The sequence below is a fragment of the Serratia proteamaculans genome (assembly GCF_004684015.1).
In the GTDB taxonomy this organism is placed as follows: Bacteria; Pseudomonadota; Gammaproteobacteria; order Enterobacterales; family Enterobacteriaceae; genus Serratia; species Serratia proteamaculans_F.
The window spans coordinates 329,630-353,281 of the sequence record NZ_SRIA01000019.1; the positions used below are offsets into that span (position 1 = coordinate 329,630).

The 23,652-nt window shown below is 57.1% G+C and carries 21 protein-coding genes; 3 read left to right on the top strand and 18 right to left on the bottom strand.

The genetic code is table 11. The features are described from left to right. Positions 1-48: 48 nt before the first annotated feature. The 7 genes from E5C26_RS17200 to fabB form a co-directional block, all read right to left on the bottom strand. The gene (locus E5C26_RS17200; protein WP_135317396.1) at positions 49-3,168 is read right to left on the bottom strand and encodes an efflux RND transporter permease subunit; all 3,120 of its coding nucleotides are present in this window, start codon (positions 3,166-3,168) and stop codon (positions 49-51) included. Continuing rightward, positions 3,165-4,616, bottom strand: a complete 1,452-nt coding sequence (locus E5C26_RS17205; protein WP_135317397.1) for an efflux RND transporter periplasmic adaptor subunit — start codon at positions 4,614-4,616, stop codon at positions 3,165-3,167. The genes E5C26_RS17200 and E5C26_RS17205 overlap by 4 nt, the downstream gene beginning before the upstream one ends. After that, on the bottom strand, positions 4,616-5,872 hold the full coding sequence (locus E5C26_RS17210) for a TolC family protein (RefSeq protein WP_135317398.1): 1,257 nt from the start codon (positions 5,870-5,872) through the stop codon (positions 4,616-4,618). The genes E5C26_RS17205 and E5C26_RS17210 overlap by 1 nt, the downstream gene beginning before the upstream one ends. Positions 5,873-5,882: 10 nt before the next feature. After that, entirely contained in the window at positions 5,883-6,206 is a 324-nt protein-coding gene (locus E5C26_RS17215; protein WP_135317399.1) for a copper-binding protein, read from the bottom strand. 68 nt (positions 6,207-6,274) lie between these two features. Continuing rightward, the gene (locus E5C26_RS17220) at positions 6,275-6,697 is read right to left on the bottom strand and encodes a hypothetical protein (protein ID WP_135317400.1); all 423 of its coding nucleotides are present in this window, start codon (positions 6,695-6,697) and stop codon (positions 6,275-6,277) included. Positions 6,698-6,899: 202 nt separating this feature from the next. Then, a complete protein-coding gene (locus E5C26_RS17225) occupies positions 6,900-7,121 on the bottom strand; it encodes a hypothetical protein (protein ID WP_004947462.1) in 222 nt (73 codons plus the stop codon). Positions 7,122-7,332: 211 nt separating this feature from the next. After that, positions 7,333-8,547, bottom strand: coding sequence for a beta-ketoacyl-ACP synthase I (fabB, locus tag E5C26_RS17230; protein ID WP_012146081.1), 1,215 nt, complete (start codon positions 8,545-8,547; stop codon positions 7,333-7,335). Positions 8,548-8,717: 170 nt separating this feature from the next. On the opposite strand from fabB, the gene mnmC reads away from it, so the two are divergent. Next, on the top strand, positions 8,718-10,739 hold the full coding sequence (gene mnmC, locus E5C26_RS17235; RefSeq protein WP_135317401.1) for a bifunctional tRNA (5-methylaminomethyl-2-thiouridine)(34)-methyltransferase MnmD/FAD-dependent 5-carboxymethylaminomethyl-2-thiouridine(34) oxidoreductase MnmC: 2,022 nt from the start codon (positions 8,718-8,720) through the stop codon (positions 10,737-10,739). A 47-nt stretch (positions 10,740-10,786) separates the two neighbouring features. Here mnmC and E5C26_RS17240 read toward each other — a convergent pair whose 3' ends face one another. The 6 genes from E5C26_RS17240 to prmB all read right to left on the bottom strand — a co-directional run bounded on the left by E5C26_RS17240 (position 10,787) and on the right by prmB (position 15,439). Then, positions 10,787-11,068 carry a YfcL family protein gene (locus E5C26_RS17240; RefSeq protein WP_135317402.1) on the bottom strand — a complete coding sequence of 94 codons (282 nt, stop codon included), beginning with the start codon at positions 11,066-11,068 and terminating at the stop codon, positions 10,787-10,789. Positions 11,069-11,099: 31 nt separating this feature from the next. Further along, positions 11,100-11,657, bottom strand: coding sequence for an elongation factor P hydroxylase (locus E5C26_RS17245; RefSeq protein WP_135317403.1), 558 nt, complete (start codon positions 11,655-11,657; stop codon positions 11,100-11,102). 64 nt (positions 11,658-11,721) lie between these two features. Then, positions 11,722-12,522: a sulfite exporter TauE/SafE family protein gene (locus E5C26_RS17250; protein ID WP_135317404.1), complete on the bottom strand. Its 801-nt coding sequence runs from the start codon at positions 12,520-12,522 to the stop codon at positions 11,722-11,724. 3 nt (positions 12,523-12,525) lie between these two features. Further along, positions 12,526-13,353: a penicillin-insensitive murein endopeptidase gene (gene mepA, locus E5C26_RS17255; RefSeq protein WP_135317405.1), complete on the bottom strand. Its 828-nt coding sequence runs from the start codon at positions 13,351-13,353 to the stop codon at positions 12,526-12,528. A gap of 5 nt (positions 13,354-13,358) precedes the next feature. After that, positions 13,359-14,444: a chorismate synthase gene (aroC, locus tag E5C26_RS17260; protein WP_135317406.1), complete on the bottom strand. Its 1,086-nt coding sequence runs from the start codon at positions 14,442-14,444 to the stop codon at positions 13,359-13,361. A gap of 62 nt (positions 14,445-14,506) precedes the next feature. Continuing rightward, on the bottom strand, positions 14,507-15,439 hold the full coding sequence (gene prmB / locus E5C26_RS17265) for a 50S ribosomal protein L3 N(5)-glutamine methyltransferase (protein ID WP_135317407.1): 933 nt from the start codon (positions 15,437-15,439) through the stop codon (positions 14,507-14,509). 170 nt (positions 15,440-15,609) lie between these two features. Here prmB and smrB point away from each other — a divergent pair, with 170 nt between their 5' ends. Beyond that, positions 15,610-16,140, top strand: a complete 531-nt coding sequence (gene smrB / locus E5C26_RS17270; RefSeq protein WP_099065657.1) for an endonuclease SmrB — start codon at positions 15,610-15,612, stop codon at positions 16,138-16,140. Positions 16,141-16,206: 66 nt separating this feature from the next. On the opposite strand, the gene sixA is transcribed toward smrB, so the two are convergent. The 4 genes from sixA to E5C26_RS17290 form a co-directional block, all read right to left on the bottom strand. Next, entirely contained in the window at positions 16,207-16,689 is a 483-nt protein-coding gene (gene sixA, locus E5C26_RS17275) for a phosphohistidine phosphatase SixA (protein ID WP_135317408.1), read from the bottom strand. Between the two features lie 405 nt (positions 16,690-17,094). Then, positions 17,095-19,260: a fatty acid oxidation complex subunit alpha FadJ gene (gene fadJ / locus E5C26_RS17280; protein WP_135317708.1), complete on the bottom strand. Its 2,166-nt coding sequence runs from the start codon at positions 19,258-19,260 to the stop codon at positions 17,095-17,097. Next, positions 19,260-20,570 (bottom strand): acetyl-CoA C-acyltransferase FadI, encoded by a 1,311-nt coding sequence (fadI, locus tag E5C26_RS17285; RefSeq protein WP_135317409.1) that lies wholly within the window; start codon positions 20,568-20,570, stop codon positions 19,260-19,262. Before fadI ends, fadJ begins: the two co-directional genes overlap by 1 nt. 193 nt (positions 20,571-20,763) lie before the next feature. Then, positions 20,764-21,060 carry a YfcZ/YiiS family protein gene (locus E5C26_RS17290; protein WP_135317410.1) on the bottom strand — a complete coding sequence of 99 codons (297 nt, stop codon included), beginning with the start codon at positions 21,058-21,060 and terminating at the stop codon, positions 20,764-20,766. Positions 21,061-21,467: 407 nt separating this feature from the next. Here E5C26_RS17290 and fadL point away from each other — a divergent pair, with 407 nt between their 5' ends. After that, complete coding sequence (gene fadL / locus E5C26_RS17295; RefSeq protein ID WP_135317411.1) at positions 21,468-22,745, top strand: long-chain fatty acid transporter FadL; 1,278 nt, start codon at positions 21,468-21,470, stop codon at positions 22,743-22,745. A gap of 113 nt (positions 22,746-22,858) precedes the next feature. Here fadL and mlaA read toward each other — a convergent pair whose 3' ends face one another. Next, on the bottom strand, positions 22,859-23,617 hold the full coding sequence (gene mlaA / locus E5C26_RS17300; RefSeq protein WP_135317412.1) for a phospholipid-binding lipoprotein MlaA: 759 nt from the start codon (positions 23,615-23,617) through the stop codon (positions 22,859-22,861). Positions 23,618-23,652: the final 35 nt, after the last annotated feature.

Genomic DNA, 23,652 nt, shown 5'->3' on the forward strand with positions numbered 1-23,652 from the left:
TTCTGGTTCGGTATTAAGGGGCGCAGTTCAATACCGCGCCCCGCTCCATCATCCTTTACGGTGCAACAATAAATACACTACCGGAACCACCAGCATCGACAGCAGCGGTGCACTGACCATGCCGCCAATCATCGGTGCCGCAATGCGCCGCATTACCTCAGAACCAGCCCCATCGCCCCACATAATGGGTAATAACCCGGCCATAATGGTCGCGACGGTCATCACTTTCGGCCGCACGCGCAGTACCGCGCCCTCGCTGATGGCCGCCATCAGCTGTTGTTGGGTTAACGGTTGCCCCGGCTGACGGTGTTTTTCCAGCGCATGGTTCAAATACAGCACCATGATCACGCCGAACTCCGCCGCCACGCCCGACAGAGCAATAAAACCGACGGCCCCGGCCACCGAAAGGTTGTAGTTCAGCAGGTACAGCAGCCACACGCCGCCGATCAGCGCAAAAGGCAACGTCGCCATGATCAACAGCGCATCGCGCACGCTGCTGAAGGTGACAAACAGCAGCACGAAAATGATCGCCAGCGTTACCGGCAACACGATTTTCAACTGGGCGCTGGCACGTTCCAGATATTCAAACTGTCCGGACCAGCTCAAAGAGACACCGGCCGGTAACCTGACCTGTTGCGCGACCGCCTGCTGCATTTCCTCCACCGCCGATTTGAGATCGCGTCCGCGCAGATCGACATAAATCCAATTGGAGAGCCGTGCGTTTTCACTTTTCAACATTGGCGGCCCTTCAGTGATCCGAATATCCGCCAACATCGACAACGGCACCTGACTCCCATTGGCCGTGAGTACCGGTAATGTCTGCAGTTGTTGCACCGAATCACGGATTTCGCGCGGGTAACGCACATTGATCGGATAACGCGCCCGCCCCTCAATGGTTTCGCCAATGTTTTCCCCCCCCACCAGCGTCGCCACCATCGAGTGCAGCTCCTTCACCGAAACGCCATAACGCGCAGCCCGCTGACGGTCGATATCAATATCCACATAGCGCCCCCCGGTGATGCGCTCTGCCAATGCCGAGGTGACACCCGGCACCCGCTTCACCACCTGCTCAATCTGCCCGGAAATCCGTTCGATATCGGCCATGTTATTGCCGTTGACCTTGATGCCGACCGGGCTTTTTATGCCGGTGGCCAACATATCCAGCCGATTGCGGATCGGTGGAACCCAAACGTTGGCGATGCCCGGCACCTTGACCACGCTATCGAGCTCCGCCACCAGTTTGTCCATGGTCATGCCTGGCCGCCATTGGTCACGCGGCTTGAAGCGAATGGTGGTTTCCAGCATGGTCAGCGGTGCCGGGTCGGTGGCGGTTTCCGCCCGCCCCGCCTTACCGAATACCGTCGCCACCTCCGGCACGGTTTTGATCAACCGGTCGGTCAATTGCAGCAGCCTGCCGGCCTCGCGCGCCGACATACCCGGCAATGACGATGGCATATACAACAGGTCACCTTCGTCAAGCTGCGGCATAAATTCGCTGCCCAATCGGCTAAGCGGATACAGGGTTAACAACAGCAGCAGCAACGAAACCCCAAGCGTGGTTTTCGGGCGCGCCAACACCGCCGCCAGCACCGGCTGATACAGACGGATCAGCCAGCGATTGATCGGGTTGGCATGCTCATCGGGAATGCGGCCCCGGATGAAGTAACCCATCAATACCGGCACCAACGTAATACCCAGCCCGGCAGCCACCGCCATGGCGTAGGTTTTGGTGTAGGCCAGCGGAGAGAACATCCGCCCTTCCTGCGCTTGCAGGGTGAACACCGGAATGAAGGACAGCGTGATAATCAGCAAACTGCAAAACAGCGCCGGCCCCACTTCCACCGCCGCCTGCTCCGAAATGCGCCAGTAATCCGTTGACGTTGGCTGCTGCCCTGGATGACGCTGTCGCCACTGTTCCAGCACCTTATGCATGTTCTCGATCATCACGATCGCCGCATCCACCATCGCGCCTATCGCAATGGCGATCCCACCCAGCGACATGATATTGGCGTTCACCCCCTGATAATGCATCACCACAAAGGCACCGAGAATACCCAGCGGCAGCGTGATCATCGCCACCAGTGCCGAACGGAAATGGAACAGGAACAAGGTACAGACCAGTGCTACTACGATAAACTCTTCCAGCAGCTTGTGGGACAGGGTTTCGATGGCGTGTTCAATCAGCTGAGAGCGGTCGTAAACCGTAACGATTTCGACTCCCGGCGGCAGCGTCCGCTGAATTTCATGCAGCTTCACCTTCAGCGCGTTAATGGTTTCCAGCGCATTTTTACCGTAGCGCATCACCACTATGCCGCCCGCCACTTCCCCTTCACCGTTCAGCTCTGCCACACCCCGGCGGATCTCCGGCCCTTCACGCAGCGTCGCCACCTGTGACAGCAAGATCGGCACGCCATCGCGCACGGTGATCACCACATTGGCAAAATCATTCAGTTTCTTCAGGTAACCCGAGGTACGCACCATGTACTCCGCCTCGCCCATTTCCAGCAGCGCACCGCCGCCTTCCTGGTTGGCGTCCTGAATCGCAGTCACCACCTGTTGATGGGTGATATTCAGCGCACGCAGGCTTTGCGAGTCCAGCACCACCTGATACTGACGAACCATACCGCCGACGCTGGCCACTTCCGCCACGTTGGGGACGGTTTTAAGCTCAAACTTCAACGTCCAGTCTTGTAGCGCGCGCAGGTCGGCCAGGCTGTGCTTGCCCGTTTTATCCACCAGGGCATATTCATAAACCCAACCCACGCCGGTGGCATCCGGCCCCAGCGCCACCTTCACCTGCTCAGGCAATGAGGATTGCACCTGACTCAGCGATTCCAGCACCCGTGAACGCGCCCAGTAAAGATCGGTGCCATCCTCAAACAACACGTAGACGTAGGCATCGCCAAACATGGAAAAACCACGCACCGTTTTGGCTCCCGGCACCGTCAACAAGGTGGTGGTCAGCGGATAGGTGACCTGATCTTCAATCACCTGCGGTGCCTTGCCAGGGTAAGTGGCACGGACGATGACCTGAACGTCAGACAAGTCCGGCAGCGCATCCAGCGGTGCTTTCTGCAGGGCCCAAACACCCCAGCCGGCCAACAATACCGAGGCCAATAACACCAGCAGCCGGTTGCGCAGCGACCAGCGGATCACGAATGCAATCATAAGTGGCCTCCGTGCCCGGCATTCATCGGCAGAACCTGGCTGATATGTGAACCGCTATCGTCAACGCTAAAGTGAATTTTCACCCGGTCGCCAGACTTGATACCTGCCGGTAATCCCCCCGGCGGCAGAGCAAAATCCATGGTCATCGCCGGCCACTGCAATTCAGGCACCGGCCCGTGGGACAACGTCATGGTGTCGCCATTGAGTGCCTCAATCACCCCTTCAGCCTGATACTGCTTAACTTCGGTTTGCGTCACCATCTGCGGCAAGGCACTGCGCATACTGGCCTCGGAGTCGATCAGGAACTGACCGGAGGTCACGACCTGTTGCCCGACGTTCAGGCCGCGTTTGATCTCCACCCAACCATCCTGTGCGCGCCCGGCCACCACCTCCACCGGAGAGAAATGGCCGTTACCCTCGGCAACCAATACCCGGTTACGATCGCCGTTATCTATCAGTGCCTCCTGCGGGATGGCCAGTACCGGTTTGCCGACGGCGTTCTGCAATAGCGTCAGTTGCAGGTACATGCCCGGCCGCAGCTTTTGCTGAGGATTTTTTAACAGGATCCGCGCCTTGAAGGTGCGGGTCAGCGGATCAACATTGGCCAGCAGCTCGCTCACCTCACCTTCAAACCTTTCCCCCGGCCAGCTGGCAGAGGCGGCCTGCACCTTGTCGCCCACCTTGAGTAACCCGGCTTGCGCCTGCGGATAATCGGCCACGATCCACACCGGATCCAGGCTGGCCAGCTCAAACAACCCCTGCGCCGCGGTCACCTGAGCGCCTTCAAGCACGCTTAGCTTGTTCACATAACCGCTCTCCGGCGCCACTATCTTGATACGTGGCTCGGGTTTGCCCGTGCGCTCCACCTGCCGTATCACCGCCTCGGGCATAAATAACAACTGCAACCGCTGACGGGCGGCGGCGGTCAATGCGCGGTCGCCCAGTTGACGTATCGCCAAATACTCCTGCTGTGCCGCGCTCCACTCCGGGATCCACAACTGTGCCAGCGCCTGGCCTTTTTTCACCTGCTGTTGACTGGCACGGACATAGAGTTTTTCCACCAGCCCATTGGCGCGGGCGGCAATGATCTGCACCCCACGTTCATCGATGGCTACGCTGCCGAAAGCGTCAAGCTGCTGATCCAACGGGCGCAACTGGGCGGTCTCGATACGTACCCCCAGATTCTGCTGCTGGCGTGCGCTGATGGTCACACCGCCCTGCGTTTCGGCTTCATCGGCATAGCGCGGCACCAGTTGCATATCCATAAAGGGCGATTTCCCCGGTTTATCAAAGCGCTGGGCAGGCATCATCGGATCGTACCAATACAGTACCTGTCGTTCAGTTTTGCCTGCCTGCGGCACGGTTTCACCCGACGCGCCAAACCAGTATCCGGCCAGCCCACCGCCGATTAACGCCGCTAACAGCGCCAGCTTAAATGGCATTTTCATTACATTGCCTCCTGAGGGGTGAGATAGCGGATGGCGGCCCAAAGCTGTGCCAGATCACGTGCGGCTTTACCTGCGCTGAGGCGGCTGTCGAGCAGCGCCCGCCGAGCCTCCAGCAACGCAGACAGATCACTTTTGCCACTGCGGTATTGCGCCAATAGCAAAGTCACCCGCTGTTGCTGCAGCGGGATCGCCTGTTGCTGCTGACGCTGCCATTGCTCCTGCGCCGCCTGATACTGTGCCAACAGCGTGTCGAGCTGGGCCTGATGATCGCGGATCAGTAACGTCAGTCGATCGTTAGCCTCCATGTTGCGGGATACGTCTGCGGCATAGTCCTTATCCTGCCGCTGCGAACGGAACAGCGGTAGATCGACGGTAAACATCACCCCAGCCAGATCCTCGTAGTCGTCGGCGCGCTTGCCGTAATACACCTCAACCCCCACGTCCGGTATGGCCGCCACCTCTGATTGTGCCGAACGCGCCTTGGCCACGTCGGCCTCACGACTGGCCTGCAGCACCTCAGGATGTTGTTTGATCGCCTGTCGCAAGACGTCGCTGTCGGCCGGTAAACGTTCAAAGCGTGGCATCGCCCCGGCAGTATCCGTGGTTGCCTGGCCGGTCAGTTGAGTCAGGCGTGCCTGCGCTACCGCAACGTCACGCTGTGCCTCACTGATGCGGTCCTGCATGGTCAGTAGCGTCAGTCTGGCGTCCAGCACGCCGCTGGCAGGAGTGCCGCCAGCGGCCACACCGGCATGCTGAGTGGCAATTTGCCGCTCACTCTCCGTAACCAGTGCGGTGGCGTCATGCAAGGTTTGCCGGCTCAGCGCCAGTTCCAGCCACGCCTGCGCGGTTTGCTGCTGCAAACGGGCACGAATAGTGGCACTGCCGGCATCCGTCTGGCTGGCTTCAGCACGTAGGGTCTCCGCCTTGCGCTGGCGTTTGGTGCTGCTGACGTAATCCTGCATGATGCCGACCCGCCCCATCGTCATGCCTTCGCGGGTGAAGCGCCGGGCGTTGCCCCCCTGAACCGGCACGTTTTCGATACCGAACTTCAACTTGGGATCGGGCAATTGCATCGCCGAATCCGCCATGTTTTCCAGGGCATTCACCTGATGCCGATTGGCCGAAAGCTCCGCCGAATAATGTTCTGCCGCCGTCAGCGATTGTTGCAGCGTCAGCTCCGCGGCCAGGGTGGCCGGTGCCCAACAGGCAAGCAGCAGCCAGCCCACCCGTAAAGGGTGAGAAAGGATAATGGTCATGACGCCTCCGTTATTGCCGAGCGGCTGCGATAGCCATCAGTCGGTAACCGCCATCGACCGGCAGGAAGCTGAAATCCACCGCCGTTCCCACTGGCAATGCAGTGAACGATGGCGATGAGGGAAGCTGGAAACTCATGGTCATCGGCGGCCAGTTGAGTGCCGGTATGGCCTGGTGCACGATGGACACCTTGCGCTCATCCCAGGCCTTGATGACGCCCTGGCTATGGATTTCGACGGTAGGTTTTACGGCAGAATGTTGCATCGCCATATCGGCGGCGCTGACGGCAGAGGAGAAAAACAGGGTGATCAAGACAACGGCAAATAAATTACGCATAACGGGTACTCCATTAAATAGTTAACAAACACGGGTGGCCGTCAGAGACGGCAAAGCGGTTGTCAGAGCTATTCACGGAACCGGCAGAAAACAATTTCTGTCGGCGGGCCTGTTATCGGTGGCGTTTGCCAGGTGTTAAGTGGGATAGAAAGTGACGGAGAAGGAGTAATAACGGCCAACTCGCTGCTGACCGGTAAGGCGGCTAACGTCAGGCTGGCATGATCCTGTTGGGCAGACTCAGGGACACAATGCTTCTCGCACAACGGCCCTTGGGTTTGCATCTGATCTGACGACGGCAGGCTGTTTTGCATATGCATCATATGCTGGGCCATCGGTGCTTCACCGCTGAACTGCAAATTGCAATTATGGCTGGCCAGCGCCAATTGGGTATTCAACAGCAACCAACTGACGACCAATAGCCATGCACAGGCCCGCTTTTTAGCGAAGCGCAAACGGTGCATGGATAAAGAGATGGACGCCAAAGCCGACATCAGGGGATTCCAGAGTGTGGGATAGCCGGAGTATATCGGCCAAGTGCTTGCGCAGGAATGGAATTTACACCCGCTGACAAAGTCGTCTTTGCCAGGCGCCTGGAAATAAAAATACTTTGATATCAATCAACCGGCGGTGTTTCAGCCAAAGAAAAAGCCCAGCGAAAGCTGGGCTTTATACGGGAAACTCACCGACGGAAGGTTATTTGGTTAACGCGATAATACCCAGCGTCAGACCGGCAACCGCAGCGGCACCACCGGCGATGGCGCCTGCGGTTTCCCAGTTATCCTGAGTGGTGCCTTTCATACAGGTGTTGGTGTGCACCAAACGACCCTGATCGTCATAGACCGGGACACAAGGTGATTCAGTCGCGCACCCAGCCAGAAATACCGACAGCAGCCCAACTGCAATTAACTTTTTCATACTATTGCCTCAATGTTCGATCACTCTGAAATGCTACGCCGAGTGATATTCGCGCTATTGAGCCATTGTATGCGCAAAAGGCTGAACGAAGCGTTAATGATCCGTCAGAAGATGTAATTTGGGATAACTCTGAACGGCCTTCCCGCAGGATCGACAGGCATTAAAAAGCCCGCGAAAACGCGGGCTTTATTCCAGAACCTTGAGGCCGGAATTACTTCTGCAGCTTACGCATCACCAGCGTGGCGTTGGTGCCGCCAAAACCGAAGCTGTTGGACATCACGGTAGTCAGCTCACGTTGAGTCGGCTGAGTCACGATGTTCATGCCTGCGGCTTTCTCATCCAGGTTTTCGATGTTGATGCTCGGCGCAATAAAGCCGTGCTCAACCATCAGCAGACTGTAGATCGCTTCCTGCACGCCGGCGGCGCCCAGTGAGTGACCGGTCATGGCCTTGGTGGAGGAGATGGCCGGGGTGTTGTCGCCAAACACTTCACGGATAGCGCCCAGTTCTTTCACATCGCCAACCGGCGTAGAAGTCCCGTGCACGTTCATGTAGTCGATTGGGGTGTCAACGCCCTGCATTGCCATCTTCATGCAACGCACTGCGCCTTCGCCTGATGGCGCAACCATATCGGCACCGTCGGAGGTCGCACCGTAGCCGATGATCTCAGCATAGATGTGTGCGCCACGCGCCAGAGCATGCTCCAGCTCTTCTACCACCACCATACCGCCGCCGCCGGCGATGACGAAACCGTCACGCGCTGCGTCATAGGTACGGGAAGCTTTTTCCGGGGTGTCGTTGTAGCTGGTGGACAGAGCGCCCATCGCATCGAACTCACAGGCCATTTCCCAGCACAGTTCTTCACCGCCGCCGGCAAAGACTACGTCCTGCTTGCCCAGTTGGATCAGTTCAACCGCGTGGCCAATGCAGTGTGCAGAGGTTGCGCAGGCAGAGCTGATGGAATAGTTAACGCCACGAATTTTGAACGGGGTTGCCAGGCAGGCGGAAACGCCTGAAGCCATAGCCTTGGTCACCATGTACGGGCCAACGCCGCGCAGGCCTTTGGCACGCATGCCGTCGGATCCGGCAACCTGGTTGCGCGGTGAGCCGCCACCTGAGCCAACTACCAGACCGGTGCGATCGTTGGAAACCTGATCGGCAGCCAGACCTGAGTCTTTGATGGCTTCTTCCATGGAAAGATAGGCATAAACGGACGCATCGCTCATAAAGCGCATCACTTTACGGTCGATCAGACCGGTGGTGTCCAGTTTAACATCGCCCCATACGTGACTACGCATGCCGGAATCTTTCAGCTCCTGGGAGAAAGTGATCCCAGAACGTCCTTCCTGCAGGCTCGCCAGGACCTCCTGCTGGTTGTTACCAATGCTGGAGACGATTCCCAGGCCAGTAATCACTGCACGTTTCATTCAGTACCTCTTCCACAATTTTACATTCGGGATTTTGCATCGCACTTTAGCGTACAGATGTACGCCGAACAAGTCCGATCAGCGTTTTTCAGCTTTATTCTTATCCAGTTTGCGCCATAGCGCCAGCGCCGTTAGAATCCCGTCACCCCTTGAGTTACGAGCAACCCACCGTGAGCCACGCCCCGATCCAAACCGCAGCGTTATCCTGGAATGAACAGGGTACACCTGTTTCGAAACAGTTTGATGACGTCTACTTTTCCAATCAGGATGGGCTGGAAGAAACCCGCTATGTGTTTCTCAAGGGCAACCGACTGCCGCTGCGTTTTGCCGAGCACCCTCGTCCGCTGTTTATCGTGGCGGAAACCGGCTTCGGCACCGGACTTAATTTTTTAACCCTGTGGCAGGCCCTTACCGCTTTTCATACCACCACGCCGGATGCCACGCTGCAGCGGCTGCACTTTATCAGCTTTGAAAAATTCCCGCTGCTGCAGGCCGATCTGGCGGCGGCACATGCCCGTTGGCCGGAGCTGGCACCCTATGCCGACGAGTTACGCGCCCAATGGCCGTTGCCGTTGCCGGGCTGCCACCGCCTGTTGCTGGCAGAAGGCCGCATTACGCTGGATCTGTGGTTCGGTGACGTGAACGAGTTGCTACCGCACTTCGACGCCAGCATGCACCGCCAAATCGACGCCTGGTTCCTCGACGGCTTCGCCCCGTCGAAAAATCCGGATATGTGGACCGAACAGCTGTTCGCCGCCATGGCGCGCTTTGCCCGGCCGGGGGGCAGCCTGGCCACCTTCACCGCCGCCGGTTTTGTACGGCGCGGGTTGCAGCAGGCCGGATTTGAAGTCATAAAAAGCAAAGGTTTCGGCCAGAAACGTGAAATGCTGATTGGCGAGTTGCCTGCCGATGCGCCAGCGGTTGCCCACCCCACGCCCTGGTTACTGCGCCCGGCAGCAGACAATACCGACGATATCGCTATCATCGGCGGCGGTGTTGCCAGCGCCTTGACCGCCCTCGCCCTGTTGCGCCGTGGTGCGAAAGTCACACTGTACTGTGCCGATCCGCAACCGGCCGAAGGGGCATCGGGCAACCGTCAGGGAGCGCTCTACCCGTTGTTAAACGGCCGCGGTGATGCACTGGAAAACTTCTTCAGCGCCGCTTTCCTTTTTGCCCGCCGCCAGTACGACGCGCTGGTCAAACAGGGCGTGGCGTTTGACCATCAGTGGTGTGGCGTCAGCCAACTGGCCTATGATGAAAAAAGTGCCGGGAAGATTGCCAACATGCTGGCGGTTGAATGGCCGCAGTCACTGGCCGTGGCGGCCGATCGCGCCACGCTCAGCGCCCTGTGCGGCATCGACAGCGGTTTTGGCGGCATCAACTACCCACAGGGTGGCTGGCTGTGCCCGGCCGAGCTGACGCGCAATGCGATTGCCCAGGCACAGCGTCAGGGGTTGAACTGTCACTATGAGGCAGACGTCAAGGCCCTGACCGCCACCGACAGCGGCTGGCAGCTCAGTCTCGGCCAGGATGAAACCCGACAGCATGCGACGGTGATCCTGGCCAACGGCCACCGGCTTGGTGAACTGGCGCCCAGTGAAGCGCTACCGGTTTATGCCGTGCGCGGGCAAGTCTCCCATATTCCCACCACCCCAGCGCTGAGCGAATTGAAGCAGGTACTGTGTTACGACGGCTACCTGACGCCGGTCAATGCCAACAACCAACAGCACTGTATCGGTGCCAGCTACCAGCGCGGCGAAACCTCCACCGAATACCGCGAGGAAGAACAGCAGGACAATCGTGCTCGCCTGCTGCGTTGCCTGCCGGACCAGGCCTGGCCACCCCAGGTTGATGTCAGTGGTCAGCAGGCCCGTTGCGGCGTGCGCAGCGCCACCCGCGATCACCTGCCGATGATTGGCGCGGTGCCAGACTATCAGGCTACGCTGACGCAATATCAGCATCTGCAACGCCAGCATCAACGCGGCGAGGCTATCGCCGATGCGCCAGGCTACCCAAATCTGTTTGTGATTGGCGCATTAGGTTCACGTGGGTTGTGCTCGGCACCACTGGCGGCAGAAATTTTGGCGGCGCAGCTGTTCGGCGAACCCTTGCCGGGCGACGCAGAAATGTTGGCGGCATTGAATCCGAACCGGATGTGGGTAAGAAAACTGCTGAAGGGACGTGCGGTTTAAGGCGAATGTAACCGGGCGCTGTTATGAACTGCGCCCGGTTAAACGGATCAGGCGGTCGGCAGTGCGGTTTGGTACAGGTTTTCCCACATGCCATACACCAACACCTGGTCTGGCGGCGACAGCTCACCGGCAGCAATGGCTTTATGCAGGCTATTTTCTACTTGTGCCTTCAACGCTTCAGCGGTGTGATCGCCCTGTTCTTCCACTTCGGCAACCGCCAGCGTCAGATGACCGCGCAGGTAGCCACCGGCAAACAGTTCATCATCGCTGGCGTGCTCTACCATGTCATCAATCAGCGCCAAAATGCGCGCTTCGAATTCTGCGATCATCAAATTTCCTCATTAAATAACAAACTGACGGTCAGTTGAGATCTTCCGGATAGGGGAAAAGCTCCGCCGTCAGCGGTGGCGTATTGTAAAACGATTGTAACGCCTGAATAAAGCGCGCAGGTCTTGTGGGTATTCCCTGTTCCAACAGTAACAGTACCCGTTCGCGCACCTTACGTTGGAAGGCAATGCGATCCGGTTCGCAGTCTCCGTTCAGGTTGTCACAGCTGACATTGAACGGGAAACCGGCCGCCACGCAGAACATCCACTCCAGCGACTGCGGTTTAATTTCCACCGCTTCGAATTCGCTTTGCGTCTGTGCGTCGCGCCCGTCCGGGCAGTACCAGTAACCGAAGTCGACCAGTTTGCGGCGCTGTTCACCGGCAATGCACCAGTGAGAAATCTCATGCATGCCGCTGGCGTAATAGCCGTGGGCAAAGACAATGCGGTGGTAAGGCAACTCGTCGTCGGCCGGCAAATAAATCGGCTCATCGTCGCCTTTAACCAGCCGGGTGTTGTAATCATCACTGAAGCACTGATTGAAGATATCAATCAGCTGTTCGTATTGATGGGTAGCCTGTGTGTCTGACATAAATAAATCCAATAACCACAAAAATAAAGCGGCAATTATTTCACTTTAGCGCTCGCTTGGCATGCTAAATATGCAATGCCAGCCACTGCTGAATTTCCGTACCGTGATTGTCGTACAACAGCTTGCAGCTCATCACCAGCGAAACGATGACGATCATCGGGCGGATCAGCTTTTGCCCACGGGTCATCACCATATGCGCCCCGAGACGTGCCCCCAGCACCTGCCCTACCAACATCACCAGACCGATGCTCCACACCACCTTGCCGCCGATGATAAACAACACCAGGCTGCCAAAATTGGAAGTGAAGTTCAGCACCTTGGCGTGGGCAGTGGATTTGGCCAGGTTAAAGCCACACAGCGTCACATAGGCCAGCGCATAGAAGGAACCGGCACCAGGGCCGAAGAAGCCGTCGTAAAAGCCCACGCAGCCCCCGGCCACCAACCCGAACGGCAAGGCGCCCAAACGGCGCTGTCGGTCACTTTCCCCCAGACGCGGAGTCAGTAGGAAGTACAGGCCGATGCCGATCACCAGTAACGGCAGCATTTGCCGCAGCAGATCGGCGCGCATGTGCTGCACCAGGATCGCCCCGGCGACAGAGCCGATCAGCGCCAGCAGGATAGTCAGTTTTTGATCGTTGAGATCAACAGCTCGTCGGCGGATGAAGTACAGGCTGGCGGATAAGGAACCGCCCACCGACTGCAGTTTATTGGTCGCCAGCGCCTGCGCCGGGGGAACCCCCACTGCCAGCAGCGCCGGTACGGTCAACAACCCGCCCCCACCGGCAATCGAGTCGATAAAGCCCGCCAACAATGCCACCGCAAACAAAACCCCGAGCATCTCGGGGCCAACGACGAACCAATCCATTTATTATTCCGCAGCGAAATGGTTATTCAGCAAAGCCTGACAGGTAGGCGGTAATGGCGGTGGCACCGGTTTACCCGGCTTGGCACTTGGCTGATGCGGGACGAACCAGCTTGCCAGTTCGGCACCGCAACCGTCACCCGGCGGTGGGGTATCCTGTTCTTTACATTCCAGGCTACCGGCCGGACAACGCAGGCGCACATGCATGTGCGCACGATGCCCAAACCACGGCCGCACCTTGTGTAACCAGTCACGATCGGCACCGGCATCCAGGCACAGGCGCTGCTTGATCGCCGGATTGACGAAGATACGCGTCACGTCCTGATCCTGCGCCGCCGCTTTAATCAAGGTTTCAATCTGTGGCTGCCACTGACGTGCAACCACCTGCTTGCCGTCACTGGAAACCAAATCGATCGGCTGCGGCTTCAGTAGTTGCTGCGCACTCCAGCGTTGACGCGGCAACTGTAGCCAGATATCGACATCCAGCCCGGATTGATGGCTGGCATGACCGCTGCTAAAACGCCCGCCGGCCGGCATCGCCATATCGCCGATCAATACCGTACCGAGGTTTTTTTGGCTCGCCTTGCTGCTCAGGCGCTGGATAAACGCCAGCAGATCCGGGTGACCGAAGTAGCGGCGTTGATCGGGACGCATCACCTGATAATCCGGCGAGTTCAGCGGCAGCGGCTGGGCACCGATAATGCAACCATTGGCAAAACCGCCCACCGCCTGCGGCGCACCGGCCACCGGACTCCCGATTTTCTGCCACGGCGTCAAGGCCATGGCGGAGCCAGAAGCCATCAGGGCAAGGATGCCCAACATCCAGTTTTTCATGGTGATTACCAGCGTGGAACGTTAGAAACCACATCACCGTTTTGCGCACGTTGGCGCAACAGGTGATCCATCAGCACAATCGCCATCATTGCTTCGGCAATCGGTACTGCACGGATGCCTACGCAAGGGTCATGGCGGCCACGGGTGACCATCTCCACCGCTTCGCCCTGGCGATTGATGGTTTTGCCCGGCACCATAATGCTGGAGGTCGGTTTCAGCGCCAGATGGGCGATCACCGCCTGCCCGCTGCTGATACCGCCGAGGATGCCGCCCGCATGGTTGCTCTGGAAGCCTTGCGGGGTGATTTCATCGCGGTTTTCGCTGCCGCGCTTGGTCACAACGCTAAAGCCGTCGCCAATTTCCACGCCTTTTACCGCATTGATGCTCATCAGCGCATGCGCCAAATCCGCGTCAAGGCGGTCAAACACCGGTTCGCCAAGGCCGACCGGCACGTTTTCTGCCACTACGCTGACCTTGGCGCCAATGGAGTCGCCCTCTTTCTTCAGCGCGCGCATCAATTCGTCCAGGGCTTCCAGCTTGTCTGGATCAGGACAGAAGAACGGGTTCTGTTCGACCTGCTCCCAGTCTTTCAACTCACAGACCACGTCGCCGATCTGCGCCAGGTAGCCACGCACCTGTACGCCAAATTTCTGCTGCAGGTATTTCTTGGCAATCGCCCCCGCCGCAACGCGCATGGCGGTTTCACGCGCCGAAGAACGGCCCCCGCCACGGTAGTCACGCACGCCGTATTTTTGTTCGTAGGTGTAATCTGCATGTCCCGGACGGAACACGTCTTTAATGGCACCGTAGTCCTGCGAGCGCTGGTCGGTGTTTTCGATTATCAGCCCGATGCTGGTACCGGTGGTCACGCCTTCAAACACGCCGGAAAGAATACGGACCTGATCCGGCTCGCGGCGCTGAGTGGTATAACGCGAGGTGCCCGGACGGCGGCGGTCCAGATCGTGTTGCAAATCAGCTTCGGTAAGCGGAATGCCCGGCGGCACACCGTCTACGATACAGCCCAGCGCCACGCCGTGAGATTCACCAAATGTGGTGACGCGGAAAATTTGCCCAATACTGTTTCCTGCCATCGCGGATCCTTACCCTTAATTATTATCTTTATTGGGCCCGCGAGGACAGGCCCGGAGAATGCTTAGCTGCGGTAGAGGCTGAAATGCTCTTTGCAATCTACCAGTTGCTGTTTGGTCAGCATGAACACCCCGTCACCGCCGTTTTCGAACTCCAGCCAGGTGAACGGAATATCCGGATACTGTTCCATCAGATGTACCATGCTGTTACCCACTTCACAAATCAGCACGCCATCGTCGCTCAGGTAATCCGGCGCGCAGGCCAGAATGCGACGCACCAGCTTCAGGCCATCGCTACCCGCCGCCAGACCCAGTTCAGGTTCAAAGCGGAACTCTTCCGGCAGATCGGACATGTCTTCTGCATCAACGTACGGTGGGTTGGTGACAATCAGATCGTACTGGATCGCGGGAACGTCGCGGAACAGATCGGAACGGATCGGGGTCACCTGCTGTTCAACACCCAGCGCCTGAATATTGCGCTCGGTCACCGCCAGCACGTCGGCGGAGATGTCTACCGCGTCCACTTCCGCTTCCGGGAAGGCGTAGCCGCAAGCAATGGCGATACAGCCGCTGCCGGTACACATGTCGAGAATATGGCTCGGCGGATGAGGGATCAATGCGCTGAAGCGATCGTTGATCAGTTCACCAATCGGGGAACGCGGTACCAGCACGCGTTCGTCGACATAAAACTCCAGGTCGCAGAACCAGGCTTTGTTGGTCAGGTAGGCGACCGGAATGCGCTCGTTGACGCGGCGGATCACGCGCTCAACAATGCGGTGGCGCTCGCTGGAGGTCAAACGTGCAGTGTGCATGTCCTCTGGAATATCCAGTGGCAGGAACAGGCTTGGCAGCACTAATTGCACCGCTTCGTCCCACGGATTATCTGTTCCGTGACCATAGTAGATATCGGCAGCGTTAAAACGGCTCACCGTCCAGCGCAGCATATCTTGAATGGTGTGCAGCTCATTCACTGCTTCCTCGACGAAAATTTTGTCCAATTTGCCCTCCGGCAGGCACTGTAATTCATGATTTAGCCGCATAGTTTGCCATGAAGCCCGCGACAAATCACGCTAACCCCTTGCGCTTTTCATTTTGGCGCGAATTTTGCGTCGACAGAGACCCGCGACAAGGTAAACTACCGCGAAAAATGATTTCCGGTGAATAAAAAATGAAGAACAAGCACCCGCTGAGCAAAGATGAATTGCAGCTCTTCAGAGAGTCGGTAGTAGACGCAAAAAAGCTGCGTCAGGACACCATTGTCCACCGTAAACCCAAACCAAAAACCAAGCAGATTGCGCCGCAGCGTCTGCTGCAGGAACAAGTCGACGCCAGTTATTATTTCTCGGATGAATACCAACCGCAGTTGGAAGAGGAAGGCCCGACGCGCTATGTCCGCCCCGGTTACAGTGCTTTTGAGCTGAAAAAACTGCGCCGCGGTGACTATTCACCGGAGCTGTTTCTCGATTTGCACGGCCTGACCCAAATGCAGGCCAAGCAGGAACTGGGCGCATTGATCGCCGCTTGTCGACGCGAACACGTACACTGCGCCTGTGTGATGCACGGTCACGGCAAGCATATCCTGAAACAGCAAACCCCGCTGTGGCTGGCACAACATCCCGACGTGCTGGTGTTCCATCAGGCCCCCAAGGAATGGGGCGGTACTGCGGCCATCTTGCTGCTGGTCGAACTGGCCGAGTAAACCGCAGAAATGACAAAAGGGCGATATTGAACATCGCCCTTTTGTTTTGGAACCGGCCCGCGGCCCCTACACTTTAGCCATCACCTGTGATGGGCTGACCTGCCATTCAAACTTACCGCAGCTGCCGTCTGCCGCCAAATCAACATTGGCGATTGCCGAGGTGGCAAACATCGGCGGACATTCACCCGGGCAAAGCTCAGCCACCAGGTAACCGACCAGCGGCAGGTGGGAGACGATCAGCACCGAGGCGATCCCCTGCTGCGCCAGCACCTGCAAATAACTGCCCACCAGGCTGGCATCCCCGCCCGGCGTCAGCTCAGGCAGCACTTCTTCGCTCGCCGGCAAGGTCAAGGCTTCACGCACCGTGGCCAACGTCTGCTCGGCCCGCAGATAAGGGCTGACCAGCACTCGTTCAATATCCACAGACTTGGTATTTAACCAGGCCGCCATCTGACGTGACTCATCACGGCCACAAACAGTAAGAGGTCTTACCGAATCGCTGGCCGCATCGAGTGCCGCCTCTCCGTGACGCATAATCAAAACTTGCATATTGCACCGCTGTTGTTGACAAAATAACGCTATACAGAAACGCCGAGCGTGCTGTATCGCCGAGTTTTACAACCCCAAAGCAAAAGCTTTGAAACGATAACGCGCCGTCTCTTTATGGCGGCCGGGCATTTTGCCTGAAAGTTCACGTAAAGAAAACGCTGTTTTTTACATCAACGGCGCCTCGACACGAATTCAATGCTCACATAACAACCAATTCAACGGGTTAAATTTTAACCTGTTCGTTATAAATTTTATTGATGGCGGCCAGATTTTCACCGCCATCGGACTACGTTACCTCGTCCCTATCCCCCTGTACAGAGGGTGGGATTGCCGGTAGTGCAAGGAGTGATAACGATCACAAAGCCCCTTGATCCTACTCTAGTACAAATCACGTCAACGCGCCGCTCAAGACCCCTGCGGATAGAAGCGCTCGCCCTGCTGGGCCATGCGCTGCAAACGTTCACAGGGCGCAAAAGATTCCCCGTGCTGGCGCTGTAGGTGCTCGAGTGTTTTAACGACCTTATCGGCACCAAGCTGATCCATATAGCGGAATGGCCCGCCAAGGAAAGGTGGGAAGCCAATACCGAACACGGCACCAATGTCACCGTCGCGTGCACTACGGATCACACCTTCATCCAGACAGCGCGCCGCTTCGTTCAGCATCATCATCACGCAACGCTGGGCGATAACCGCCTGCTGCAAATGCGACTTCGGTGTAATGCCAAGCAGAATATACACCGAGGTATCGGCACGTTTGTGCCGCTGACGTTGCTGGCCTTCGCTCGGATACAGGTAGAAGCCACGGCCGTTTTTGCGCCCTTTGCGTCCGTCTTTGAGCACCGCATCGAAAGCCGCCGGGGCAGCAAAGCGCGGCCCTAATTGTTCAACCAGCACCGGGATGATCTTGGTGCCAACATCAATGCCCACTTCATCAAGCAGGGTTATCGGCCCTACCGGGAAGCCGAAATCGACCAGTGCCTTGTCCAGCGCTTCGATCGGCTCACCTTCCAGCAAGCAACGTGCCGCTTCATTTATATAAGGAGCCAAAATGCGGTTAACGTAAAAACCGGCGCTGTCGGAGACCACAATCGCCGTCTTGCCCTGCTTGTGCGCCAACGCCACGGTGGTGGCAATGGTTTCTTCGCTGGTGGTGGCATGGGGGATCACCTCGACCAACGGCATTTTATCGACCGGGCTGAAATAATGCAGGCCAATCACCTGCTCCGGCCGCTGCGCCAGAGCGGCAATCTGACCAATCGGCAGCGATGAGGTATTGGAGGCAAAAATGGTGTGCGGGGCCGCGTGTTGCTCGATCTCGGCCACCATCTGCTGCTTGAGCGACAAATCTTCAAACACCGCCTCAATCACCACATCCACCTGATCAAAACCGGTGTAATCGGTCGAGCCGGAGATCAGCATCATCTGTTTTTGTCGCTCTGCCGGGCGCATGCGTTTACTGCGAACCCGTTTGCTGAGCACGTCCCAGCTGTATTTTAACGCGTGGTTAATGCCCGTTTCGTTAACGTCTTTAATTCGTACCGGCAGGCCGCCGCGCGTAGCGGTCACGCAGGCAATCCCACCGCCCATCAAGCCGCCACCGAGGATACCGATACGATGCAATGCATGAGGTTGCGCATTGCCACCGCGTTCTTTCTTCAACGCGGTAGAGGCAAAGAACAGGCTGCGTAACGCCGCCGACTGTGGCGTCATCGCCAGCTCGCCGAAGGCCTTGGCTTCGGCTTCATAACCGCTGGCGCTACCACTCTCCATACCGGTACGCACCACCTGAATAATGCGCTCCGCCGCCGGATAGTTGCCGTGCGTTTTTGCCAGCGTTTTCTTGCGTACAATACTGAACAGCAGGCTTTTACCCAGCGGGCCGTTGAGCAACCGCTCCTGCCACGGCAATTCACGTCGGCTCTGCCAGCCTTGTTTGACTCGTTCGATGGCGACCTGCAACAAAATGGACTGCGGCACCGCGTCGTCCACCAGCCCCATACGCAGCGCCTGACGCGCCCGAATGTGTTTGCCGGTCAGGATCATGTCCAGCGCCTTGCTGGCACCAATCAACCGCGGCAAGCGCTGAGTACCGCCGGAACCCGGCAACAACCCCAACTGAACTTCCGGCAGGCCGAGAGCGGTTTTGTCATCCAGCGAACAGACGCGGCCGTGGCAGGCCAAAGCCAGCTCCAACCCGCCGCCCAGACAGGCGCCGTGAATGGCAGCCACGACCGGAACCTGAAACGCGGCAATCTGCGCCAGGGTACTTTGGCCTTTTTTCGCCAGCGTTTCAGCTTCTTTGGCAGTGCTACAGGCGGCAATCATGGTGATATCCGCCCCGGCAATGAATGAGTCCGGCTTGCCGGAAATGATCACCAGGCCTTCCAGCGCCGGATGCTGCTGCGCGCGGATCAGGACGTCGTTGACCTGTTCGACAAATTCGGCCTTCAGCGTATTCACCTTCTCGCCGGGGACATCAATGGTGATCACGCCAATGTTGTCCGGCCGTATTGTCAGCTGAAAGGCTGAAGGTTTGGCTCGCTGTTCGTGCAATGCGTTTTCAAAGCTCATCATTCCACCTCTACGATCATTGCGGCCCCTAACCCCCCGGCCGCGCAGGCGGTGGTCAATCCCAGCCCGCCGCCACGGCGTTTCAGCTCGTGCAGCGTTTGGGTGATCATGCGCGCGCCGGTAGCGGCAAACGGGTGGCCATAGGCGATCGAGCCGCCCAATACGTTGAATTTATCCATATCCACTTCGCCAATCGCCCGGCTGCGACCCAATTTCTGTTGGGCAAACTCGTCGCTGGCAAACATCTTCAGGTTGGCCAGGGTTTGCGCGGCGAAAGCTTCATGCATGTCGATAAGTGTCAGGTCGGCCAGACCAATACCGGCCCGATCCAATGCCAGCGGGGTCGCGTAAGACGGCCCGAGTAACATGTCTTCCCACACGTCGATGGCGGAAAAAGCAAAGCTGCGCAGGTAGCCCAGCGGTTGCAACCCCAATTCTTTCGCCCGCGATTCACTCATCATCAGCACTGCCGCGGCACCGTCGGTCAGGGGTGTGCTGTTGGCTGCGGTAACGCTGCCATGCTTGCGGTCAAATGCCGGTTTCAGTTTCGCGTAGGAAGCCAGGCTGGAGTCTTTGCGGACGTTGTTGTCTTCGCTAATTTGGGTGCGATACGGCGGCACATAGGCAGTCATCACCTCATCGTGCAGCAGCCCCTGTTCCCAGGCTCTGGCCGCTAACTGATGCGAACGGTGCGCCAACGCATCCTGCTCTTCACGGGTGATGCCGTGGCTTTTCGCCATTTGTTCGGCAGTATCGCCCATACGCAGGCCCGTAGAGTATTCCGCCACCGCCGGGGGCACCGGCAACAGGTCGCGGAATTTCAGTCGGCTGAACAGCTTGAGGCGCTGTGACAGGGTTCGGGCCTTGTTGACGTCCACCAGCGTACGCGCCAGCGCTTTGCTGACGCCAATAGGCAATACGGAAGAAGAATCTGCTCCACCGGCAATACCGATACTAATGCTGCCGGCCATGATGCTTTCCGCCACGTTGGCAATCGCCTGGAAGCTGGTGGCGCAAGCACGTGACACGCTGTAGGCATCGGTGTGCACGCTCATGCCGGTACCGAGCACGATTTCACGCGCAATGTTCGGTGCTTCAGGCATTTGCACTACCTGGCCGAACACCAGTTGCTCGATCAGCGCCGGATCGATGCCACTGCGGGCCAACAGTTCACTTACCGCCGTTTTACCCAAATCTACCGCCGGAATACCGTGATAAGCGGTCGCCTGTTTGGCAAAGGGGGTGCGCAGTCCATTTACAATCGCAATACGGTCACCGTGACGGGTCACCAACGGCAGTGCCTTACTCATAAACGCTCCTGATAAAGAATAACGTCAGCGCAACGGCCAAAAAGAGGTCTGACCTGATGGGGTCATTGTTAACCAAATGTTTACATTTGGCAAACCGGCAGAAGTGAAAACTGAGAGCAGGAGCAACTTTCCAGAGAGGGATTATGGGGCAGGTGACGGTGCGGGTCAGCCCCGCACCCTTTTAAAGCAGCAATTAACGCAGGCCGAGCTGGAAAATAAAGGTTTCTGCCTGGCAGGCAAAGGTGAAATCAGCCACCAGTTCTACACCACCGTCAACCGGTTTAATGCTACTGCTGATGTCGCAAGGGTCGGATTCCACACCCCGGGCTTTTTCAGTCAACGCGGCCAACATTTTCTCTGCATCCTGCTGATTGGCAAACACCTGGCTGTAAGAAGCGGTGCAATCGGTGTTGTCCATTACGGTGCCAACGTCAACACAGCAACAGGCCGCAGTTTCCTGGGCGCTACATTTATTAAGTGAATTTGACATGGTTAATTCTCCTCAGGGACCGCCATTACGCGCATCCGAATTGCCATTTAGAGACTGGCGCAAAGATACAAGTTTCTGCGTCTATTTTACTCTGCGGCGAAACCGATCACTAGCACTTACTTTTTATGGGTGTTTTAAGTGATGGAAATCACAAATGAAAATCGTCGTCTGCTAAGGAATAGTAAGAATTTTGTTATATACCACTGGTTTTTTGTTAGCCAGATCTCCCTTTTGATATCAATTTGGAAATATTTCAAAAACAATGTTGCAACATTCTCACAGGTCGGACCTATAATTCAGCCACTGGTCTGATTTGTCTGAATGAGATCGGACCCTACAATCGCGCGCTTCCTTGTTACTTTATGTAACATGTTTAAATAATAAACACATAAAATGAGGTTTTGGTCATGAGCCAGAAAAACCTATTTACTAAATCAGCTCTCGCAGCTGCAGTGGCAATTATTTCTTCAAACGTGTCTGCCGCCGGATTCCAGCTGAATGAGTTCTCATCAGCTGGTTTGGGACGTTCGTATTCTGGCGAAGGCGCCATGGCAGACACTGCGGCTTCCGCCAGCCGCAACCCAGCCTTGTTGATGATGTATACCCGCCCGGAACTGTCTATCGGTGCGGTATTTATCGACCCGGACGTAGATATCACCGGCAAGTCACCTTCTGGCGCCAGCCTGGACTCCAAGAACATCGCTCCTACCGCCTGGGTGCCAAACCTGCACTATGTGCATCCGATTAACGATCAGTTCGCCGTGGGTGGCTCGGTCACCAGCAACTACGGTCTGGCTACCGAATTCAACGACGGCTATACCGCAGGCGCTTACGGCGGTAAAACCGACCTGACTACCGTGAACCTGAACCTGAGCGGGGCTTATCGCCTTAATCAACATTTCAGCTTCGGTCTGGGCTTTGATGCGGTTTATGCCAAAGCCAAACTTGAGCGTTATGCGGGTGAAAGCGGCGCCGCTCTCGGTATGCCGGCTGACACTCAAATCTCTCATTTGAAGGGCGATGAATGGGGTTATGGCTGGAACGCCGGTATTTTGTATGAAGTGGACGAAAACAACCGCTACGGCTTAACTTACCGTTCAGAGGTGAAAGTTGACTTCGACGGTGACTACAAAAGCAGCATTCCATCCCGTCTGAACCCGTTGCAGGGAAGAACCGGTCTGCCATGGGGTACTGATGGCAACACCATTCCTGGCTCTCTGACCCTGAACCTGCCGGAAATGTGGGAAATCTCAGGCTACAACAAGGTGGCACCACAGTGGGCTATCCACTACAGCATGGCCTACACCAGCTGGAGCCAGTTCCAGGAGCTGAAAGCCACCGGTAACAACGGCCAGACGCTGTTTGAGAAGCATGAAGGCTTCAAAGACGCTTACCGCATCGCACTGGGTACCACTTACTTCTACGACGACAACTGGACCTTCCGTACCGGTATCGCCTTCGATGACAGCCCGGTCCCTGCACAGAACCGTTCTATCTCGATCCCGGATCAGGACCGCTTCTGGTTGAGCGCCGGTACCAGCTACGCGTTCAACAAAGATGCCTCGGTTGACGTCGGTATTTCCTACATGCACGGCCAGAAAGTCACCATCAAAGAAGGCCCTTACACCTTCGAGTCTGAAGGCAAGGCCTGGCTGTACGGCGCCAACTTCAACTACCGCTTCTAATCCTTTCGATAATGAAGTCAGAGCGCCCCCAGGGGCGCTTTTTTATTGCCCAATATTTGCCGGGCGAAAAAAAACCCGCCAGCCGACGGGTTTGTTATTTTCGCTAACCGAGATTATTGCGAGTCGATCTCGTCCAGATCGCCCTGAATTGCCTGAGCGTTCGGGTTGATTTCCGGCTTCAGCGAGCCGCCGTTCGCCAGGAAATCGTTGCGCTGGAAGTAGGCTTCACGCACCATCAGGTACGGATCGGAAGAGTTGTGCAACAGACCGTCGGAATCGAGCAGTTCGGCACGAGTTTCAATCCCCTCAACCACCCATTTACCCGCCGACATCCAGAAAGTCAGGTAGCTCAGCACCGGATAGATGTTATCTGCCCAGTCACCGCCCTCTTCACGCAGGGTAAAGCTGCCATAGCCCGGCAACATTACATAAGGGCCATAGCCGACTCCGTAGTGCCCCAGGGTGCTGCCGAAACGGTTCGGCTCTTCACGCGCCAGTTTCGGGTTAGCCATGCCGGCCACGTCAATCAAACCGCCCATCCCCAACAGGGTATTGAGGAAGAAACGGTTAAAGTGAATCATCCCCTTGTACGGGTCACCTTTCAGGAAGGAGTTGACCATGCTGGCCGGCTCTTCCAGGTTGGAGGTGAAGTTGCTGATGCCATTACGCGCCGGCATCGGCAAATAGTCACGCCAGGCCACGGCCACCGGACGCAAGACATACGGATCCAGAACGTTATAGTTAAAGTTGAACATCGTCCGGTTGAATCCTTCCAGAGGATCGGATCGCCCTTGTGGTTCATCTTGTGGCGTGCTGGCACAGCCCACCAATAACACCGTTGTGAAAGCCAGCCCAGTCAGGCGAAAGTTCATATTCTTCTCCATGAAAACACGTTCGGTCTTTTTAT